Origin of the sequence: Corallococcus sicarius (assembly GCF_003611735.1) — a bacterium.
GTDB lineage: Bacteria > Myxococcota > Myxococcia > Myxococcales > Myxococcaceae > Corallococcus > Corallococcus sicarius.
Genome location: NZ_RAWG01000410.1, coordinates 1 through 6,904, shown reverse-complemented (window position 1 = coordinate 6,904; position 6,904 = coordinate 1). Strand labels below are relative to the sequence as shown.

Below are 6,904 nucleotides of genomic sequence, written 5' to 3'. Positions count from 1 at the left end.
CGGCGGTGGTGGCGGCCGTGGCGGGGGTTACGGCGGCTTCGGCAGTCCGCCGGACGACGGCGAGATTCCGCCCCCCGGCGACGACGACAACATCCCCTTCTGAGCGGCGCGCTGAAATCCGATGTTTCCTGCCCTCCGTAGAAGGAGGGCAGGGCGCCGAGGGCCCGCAATCGGTTGACAGCGCGGGTCCAATGGCAGACACCCTGCGTGCATCTTCAGGGGACCCAGCGTGAAGCCCACCCCGCGTGTGGTTCATTCCACGTGGAATGCTTCACTCCTGAAGCGTCCTCTATCTCACGGATTTCCCAGGCCCCAGGACCTCTTTCCACTCACCGTGTGCTTCACTGGTGATGCGGATTCAGGGCGGAAGACCGTCTTTCCAGGGGTTTAGCAGCTGGCCTGAAACGTGCTGTGGAATCAGCCCTGCCCGGGAGTTCCTCCCGACCAGCAAGGCAGTGTGACCACGAGGCCACGAGAGATGACCGAACGGGTTTGTGTGGTGGGGGCGGGGGCTTTTGTTCCAGCGCGGACCATCAGCAACGAGCGCATTGCCCGTGCCATCCCCGGCTGGTCCGCGGAGCGAATCGAGGAGAAGATCGGCATCCGCGAGCGTCGGTTCCTCTGGGACTTCGACGACGAGACGGGCCGGGCGATTCCGCCTCCGGACGACGTGGCGGGCCGCTTCTACCCGGCGACGAACACGGACATGTGCGAACTCTCGCTGCGCCAGGCCCTGTCGCGGGGCGGGGTGGACGCGAAGGAGCTGGACGCGCTCTTCGTGGTGACGTGCACGCCGGACGCGCCGCACTTCAACCACGACGCCATGGCGCTGCACGAGCGGCTGGGGATGCGCGAGGACGCGTTCGCGCTGGTGGTGGACGACGGCTGTGGCGGCACGCCGTACGTGTTGGACCTGGCGCGCAAGATGATGGAGGGCGGCCGCTTCCGCACGGTGGCGGTGGTGGCCTCGGCGTTCACCTCGCCCCTGCTCAACCGCGAGGTCTACACGGACGAGCTGCCGCCCACGCCGGGCCGGCCCAAGGCGCTCAACGCCTACCTGTCCATGTATGTCTTCGGGGATGGCGCCGGCGCGGTGGTGTTGCGCTCACAGCCGGGTGACGAGGACGGCCCGGGCATCCTCTCCTCCTTCTCCGGCAATGCGTACGCGGAGCTGGTGTCGCGCCGGGGCGGCGGGATGCTGAAGCTGCCGTATCAGCCGGGGCGGACGCGCCCGTCGGACATGGCCTTCGTGGTGGATGGCTTCAAGGTGGCGCGCAGCTACCCGGAGTACATGCAGAAGTGCCTGGACGCGGTGAGCACGCCGGCCGTGCGCGCCCAGGTGAAGCGCTACTACTTCCACCAGCCGAACAAGCGCGTGATGGACTCGTTCGTGAGTCGGGCGGGCCTGGCGAAGGAGGCCGTGGCCTGCAACGTGGATCGCATCGGCAATACCTCGGCGGCCGGCATGCTCATCCTCCTGTCCGAGGACCTGGAGGCGGGTCGCGTAGCACTCGGCAGTGGAGATCTGGTGATGGTGGCGGCGGTCGGCGCCAACGTTCATTATGGCGCTCAGCTCGTGCGCCTCTAGCGCGGGCGTTCATCTCCTCCCCCCCGGAGATTCCCCCCTCTATGAGTGAACAGCGCAAGGATGCGGTCCTGGATGCGGTACGGGCCCAGGACCTGGAGAAACGTCTCGCCCTGACGACCCCCGACGACACGGCCCGAGGCATGTTCTTCAACGGAGCGCTCAACGCGGTGCGCATCCTGGGCGGTGACCCGGCGGTGGAGCGGTGTCTGGCTTCGGTGCCGGAGAAGAAGTTCGTGGACTTCTTCAACTACCCCGTGTCGGGCTTCCTGAAGCTGGCCTTCACGGGCGCGCAGTTGATGGGCCCGCAGCTGGGCGGCTTCGACGCGATGATGCGCAAGATGGGCACGCAGGCGACGACGGACTTCCTGTCGTCCGCGGCGGGCAAGACGCTGCTGCTGCTCGCGGGAGACAGCCCGAAGCGCCTGGTGACGAACCTGCCGACGGGCTACCGCGCGGCGGTGAGCTACGGCGAGCGCCACGTGGACTGGACGGGCGAGCGCACGGGCCGGCTCATCATGAAGCGCGACTTCATGCCCCCGCCGTACCACGAGGGCGTGCTTCAAGCGGTCATCGAGGCCCTGGGCGCCCGGAGCGTGCAGGTGCACGGAAAGCAGACCGGTACGGTGGACACCGAATACACGGTGTCCTGGCAGTAGCCGCCGCACGCGGTCTCCAACTCGGGGAGGGCCACATGTCGCAGGAGCTGGCAGGGACCGCGGCGCGACTGCAGTCAGGCAACGAGTGGGTGTATGCATTCCGCTCGCAGGAGGACGCCGCGTCGCCCCCGGATGCGGCGGTGTGCGCGGCGGCGCCCTTCGAGCCCACGGTGAAGCTGGGGGCAGGCCTGTACGTGCCCCTGCACCGGGTGGTGGAGGGCCGGTCCGTGGTGGACGGCTACGAGCAGGTGGGGACGGCGACGGCCTGTTTCCGGCTGACGGACCGGACGTTCGCCCCGGGCACGCGGGTGCCCTTCTACGCGCGCTTCCTGCTGCCGGTGGGCGCCTTCACGGCCTCGGGTGAGTGCACGCTGGTGAGCAACGACCAGCCCCAGGCGGGTGTGGTGCTCGCGGGCGGCGCGCTGAAGCTGGTGGAGGTGCCCCCGGGCTTCGTGGGCGGAGTGCTGTCGAACCTGAGTGTGTTCAACCCGCTCAAGCTGCCCGGCTTCGCGACGGGCTCCTACTACACGCTCTACGCCTTCCGGAGTGAAGGCACCGCCCGTCCCTGAAGCGCGCTTCCGGGGCGGAAAAGGCATGTCGGGGATGCCTGGGAGGATGCGTCCCTGGGACGGCATCCGAAGCCGTCACGAGGGGGACGTATGGAAGGCAGGTGGAAGCAGCTCTACGAGTCGCTGGGCTACCGACCGCCCCGAAGCGCGCCGCCCACGCAGCCCGCGTCGCCCGACACGGACCTCCCGGTCCTCGGCCCCGAGGAACTGGAGGCTCTCCGGGCCGCCTTCCTGCAAGAGCCGGAGGACGTGCTGCGCTGGACGGAGACCGGGCTGGGGGCGAGGGTGACGGTGGGCGCGTTCGTGGAGGTGCTGCAAGAGCTCGAGTTGCTATTCACGGACCCCGGCCAGTTGCAGGAGCGCCTCGACACCACGGAACGCCACGCGCGGAGGGGCACGGCAGGGCTGCCCACCGACTTCACGTTCCCGTTGATGACGGAGGAGATCCCCATCGACCCCACGCGCACGCGCTTCGAGCCCCAGTCGGACCTGCGCGGCTGGCTGCTCTTCAGCGGGCCGCTCTGGCTGGAGCAGGGGGCGGCGTCGAGGCAGGCCCCGTTCCGCTGGCACTTCGGCGCGAAGAGCCGTTTTCTCTATCCGCTGCGGGAGCCGGCCCCGGGGCACCCGGTGGAGGTGGCGCTCTTCGGGGACTTCGGCACGGGCGAGTACGCCTCGAAGTACCTCGCCCGCCAGCTCGTGATGCGGGGCGAGCGCCTGGACTGCGCGGTGCATCTGGGAGGCGTCTTCTACGCGGGCCGGCAGGGAGAGTTCGACGCGCACGTGGCGGAGCCCCTGGAGCCGCTGCTCGCGACGACGACGCTGCTGACGTTGAACGCGGCACCGGAGATGCGTTCGGGCGCGGGCGCCTACCTGCGCTACCTGGACGAGCGGCGGGGCGCGGGCCGCCGCCATCCCCAGGAGGGCAGCTACTTCTGCCTCGCCGCGGAGCGCTTCCAGCTCATCGGCCTGGACACCGCCTGGTTCGAAGCCGGCCGTCACCGGGAGCCCGCGCTGCTCCAATGGCTGGAGCAGCGGCTGTCGGAGGGGCGCAGGAGGGGTGCGATGAACATCCTCCTGAGCCACGCCGCTCCCTACGGACCGGACCCGCGCCAGCGGTCCCCCCTGCTCTCGCAAGACCTGGCCTCGCTCGTCCTGGAGCGCGAGTGGGTGGACCTGTGGTGCTGGGCAGGAGCCCAGGGCGGAGCGCTCTACGACCGGGCCCCCGGGCTGCCCTTCCTGGGGGCGAGCCTGGGCCACGGAGGCTTCCCCTACGAGAGGAGGGACGCCCCGGAGCACCCGGTGGCGCCGGTCCGCTTCTTCGAATCCCGGCCGCGCTTCCCTGAATGGACGGGCGTGCGCCAGGACCGGGGCAATCACGGCCACGCGACGCTGTGGCTGCACGCCGACGGCACGGCGGTGCTGCGCTACACGGACTGGATGGGCGAGGTGCGCTGTGAAGCCACCTTGGAGCGCCAGGGCCCCAAGGGCCCCGTGACGCTGAAGCAGCTCGACGTGGGCGGGTGACTCAATCGCCCTGGATGCCGCGCTCGCGCATGTACTTGCGCAGGCCCGCGGCGCCCTGGGCGCGCACCTTGTTGTGCAGGAGCGGCGTCCACCCGAGCGCGAACCCCACGGGCCCGAGCGCCTGCCGCGCCCACGTCCAGAAGGGGAAGTGGTCGGTGTGGCGGACGATCTTCCCATCGGCGAACTCGAACGTCGCGTCGATGCGGTTCAGGACCTTCCGGCCCGTCTGGCTGAACGTGTAGCGCGCGTCCCAGTGGGCGCGGCCGGTGCGGTCATCGGCCTGGACGTCACTGAAGGTGAGCTCCAGGTCCTTCCCGCGCTCCAGCAGCATGCGCCACATGGAGGTGGCGCCCGCGTAGCGCAGGCCCTGGAAGACCGCGTCGTTGAACTCCACGTTCGGGTGGTAGCAGGCGGCCATGCCGTCCGCGTCGCGCCGTTGGAAGGCCGAATAGAAGTCGGTGATGAGCTGGGAGTGCGGGTGCATGGCCGGGGTGTAGCAGACCGGCCATGCTTCGCGCGCGGTGTGGGCCGTCAGACCGTCGGTACGCGGGAAGTGCTGAGCAACGGGGCGGCGCGTGGCAAGATGCGGGCGCATGGCTCGCGACATCGTCATCTGGCCCCACAAGGTTCTCACCACGTCCACCCAGCCCGTGACCGATTTCGGCCCGGCGCTCGAAAAGCTCCTCGAGGAGATGGCGGAGGCCATGGCGGAAGCCAAGGGCATCGGCATCGCGGCCAACCAGGTCGGTGAGCCCCTCCGGGTCGCCATCGTCGGGAGGGAGGACGGCACCTCCTTCGAGATCGTGAACCCGCAGATGCTGTCGAAGCAGGGGGACACGAAGCTGGAGGAGGGCTGCCTGTCGGTCCCGGACGTGTGGGAGAAGTGCCCCCGCGTCGAGCGCGTGAAGGTCCGCTACCAGGACAAGAAGGGCGAGTGGCACGAGCTGGAGGCGGAAGGCCGGCTCGCGCACGTCCTCCAGCATGAGATCGACCACCTGGACGGCCACGTCTTCGTGGACCACCTCTCCAGCCTCAAGCGCGGCCTCATCCTGGAGCGCATGCGCAAGTTGCAGAAGTCCATGGCCCGCCGGAAGGAAGAAGCCCCGGCCTCAGGGCGGGACGACAAGGGCTCGAAGCGCTCCTAGCCGGACGCGGAAGGCGGCGGACCCACGGGGCAGGCTACGCTCGAGCGCATGGAACCGAGCGCCGTGCCCCGGCAGGTCCACACCTTCCGGGAGGAGTACCGGGCCCAGGCCATCGGCCCGGGCTACCGGGGCTGGGCCCACTTCGCCTTCACGAGCCTCGTCTGCCTGGGGGGAATCACCCTGGCGCTGGGAAGGGTGGAAGGGGTCCGAGCCTGGGAGCTGCTGGGAGTCCCCTGCATGGTCGTGCTCGCGAACGGGGTCGAGTTCCTCGGTCACCGTGGCCCCATGCATCACTCCAGAAGAGGCCTGCGCCGCCTCTTCGAGCGCCACACCGCGCAGCACCACCGTTTCTTCACGCACGAAGCAATGGCCTACGAGTCCAGCCGGGACTTCAAGATGGTGCTCTTCCCGCCGGTGCTGCTCCTCTTCTTCCTGGGAGCCATCGCCACACCCCTGGCGGCCCTCTGCTTCCTCCTCATCTCCGCCAACGCGGGCTGGCTCTTCCTGGCCACCGCCCTGGGCTACTACCTCGCGTACGAGTGGGTGCACTTCAGCACGCACCTGCCGAGAGACCATTGGAGCGCCAGGTTGCCCTTCGTGAGGTTCCTGAGGAGGCATCATCAGGTGCACCACGACCAGAGCCGCATGGGGCGCCACAACTTCAACATCACTTTTCCCCTCGGGGACGCGCTCTGCGGCACGTGGTGGAGGGAGAAGCGCGAGCAGCGCCGCCCTGCTGGATGAGGGGCAGGCAGCGTTCCTGGAGGAAAGGGCACGGAAAGAAGAAACGAGGTTCTGGGGGTTTTCCCCAAGGAACGCGGTGCTCATATCCTGGGCGCCTCCGACGGAATGATCAGGCCGGATCAATCAGGGTTTGACGTCTCCGAATCGAAGCGTTAGAGACTCCTTCCCCGCGCAACGGACCGGTGCCCCAGGGCTTCGGAGCGCTGCACGGGGAAGGAAGAAAAGGGTCGACGAAGGTTGTTGACCCTGAACGCGGCGGAGAGATAGAAGCCGCGCCCCGCCCAAACGGATCCGACGGAAGAGAGTCGGACGAGTGAGCGGGCGGCAGTAAGGGTCGACACTAAAAATGTTGATCAGCAGGACGGCGGTGGTAGAAGCCGCCTCCCTCGACGAAAGCGGGCAGCAGACGCGGACGTCGGAAGGAACAAGAGTCGAACCGAAAGGGTTGACTCTGAAGTGCGCGGTGGTAGAAGCCGCGCCCCCGACGAAAGCGAGCAGTCAGCGCGAACGTCGGACGGAGCAAAGAGTCGAACCGAAAGGGTTGACTCTGAAGTGCGCGGTGGTAGAAGCCGCGCCCCTCACCCGGAAGCCCGCGCACTGGCGCGGAAGGTACTTCTGGATGAGGTGTAGCGTCGACAAGAAAATAGGGCAGTCAACAAGCGAGTTGACAGCGAGCGC

Annotated in this window: 7 protein-coding genes; 6 read left to right on the top strand and 1 reads right to left on the bottom strand. The window is 68.5% G+C overall.

Translation table 11 applies throughout. The features are described 5' to 3' along the window. Nucleotides 1–478 precede the first annotated feature (478 nt). From D7X12_RS37230 to D7X12_RS37215, 4 genes are all read left to right on the top strand, one after another. Nucleotides 479–1,588, top strand: coding sequence for a 3-oxoacyl-ACP synthase III family protein (locus D7X12_RS37230; protein ID WP_120629950.1), 1,110 nt, complete (start codon nucleotides 479–481; stop codon nucleotides 1,586–1,588). Between the two features lie 41 nt (nucleotides 1,589–1,629). Further along, a complete protein-coding gene (locus D7X12_RS37225) occupies nucleotides 1,630–2,244 on the top strand; it encodes a DUF2378 family protein (protein ID WP_120629949.1) in 615 nt (204 codons plus the stop codon). A 35-nt stretch (nucleotides 2,245–2,279) separates the two neighbouring features. After that, nucleotides 2,280–2,813 (top strand): hypothetical protein, encoded by a 534-nt coding sequence (locus D7X12_RS37220; RefSeq protein WP_120629948.1) that lies wholly within the window; start codon nucleotides 2,280–2,282, stop codon nucleotides 2,811–2,813. A gap of 90 nt (nucleotides 2,814–2,903) precedes the next feature. Then, on the top strand, nucleotides 2,904–4,337 hold the full coding sequence (locus D7X12_RS37215) for a hypothetical protein (RefSeq protein ID WP_120629947.1): 1,434 nt from the start codon (nucleotides 2,904–2,906) through the stop codon (nucleotides 4,335–4,337). Nucleotide 4,338: 1 nt separating this feature from the next. Here D7X12_RS37215 and D7X12_RS37210 read toward each other — a convergent pair whose 3' ends face one another. Beyond that, nucleotides 4,339–4,932: a nuclear transport factor 2 family protein gene (locus tag D7X12_RS37210; protein WP_244225013.1), complete on the bottom strand. Its 594-nt coding sequence runs from the start codon at nucleotides 4,930–4,932 to the stop codon at nucleotides 4,339–4,341. On the opposite strand from D7X12_RS37210, the gene def reads away from it, so the two are divergent. Both def and D7X12_RS37200 read left to right on the top strand, forming a co-directional pair. Next, a complete protein-coding gene (def, locus tag D7X12_RS37205) occupies nucleotides 4,931–5,482 on the top strand; it encodes a peptide deformylase (protein ID WP_120629945.1) in 552 nt (183 codons plus the stop codon). The two genes, D7X12_RS37210 and def, sit on opposite strands and share 2 nt — an antisense overlap. A gap of 48 nt (nucleotides 5,483–5,530) precedes the next feature. Then, a complete protein-coding gene (locus tag D7X12_RS37200) occupies nucleotides 5,531–6,226 on the top strand; it encodes a sterol desaturase family protein (RefSeq protein WP_120629944.1) in 696 nt (231 codons plus the stop codon). The last annotated feature ends 678 nt before the right edge of the window (nucleotides 6,227–6,904 follow it).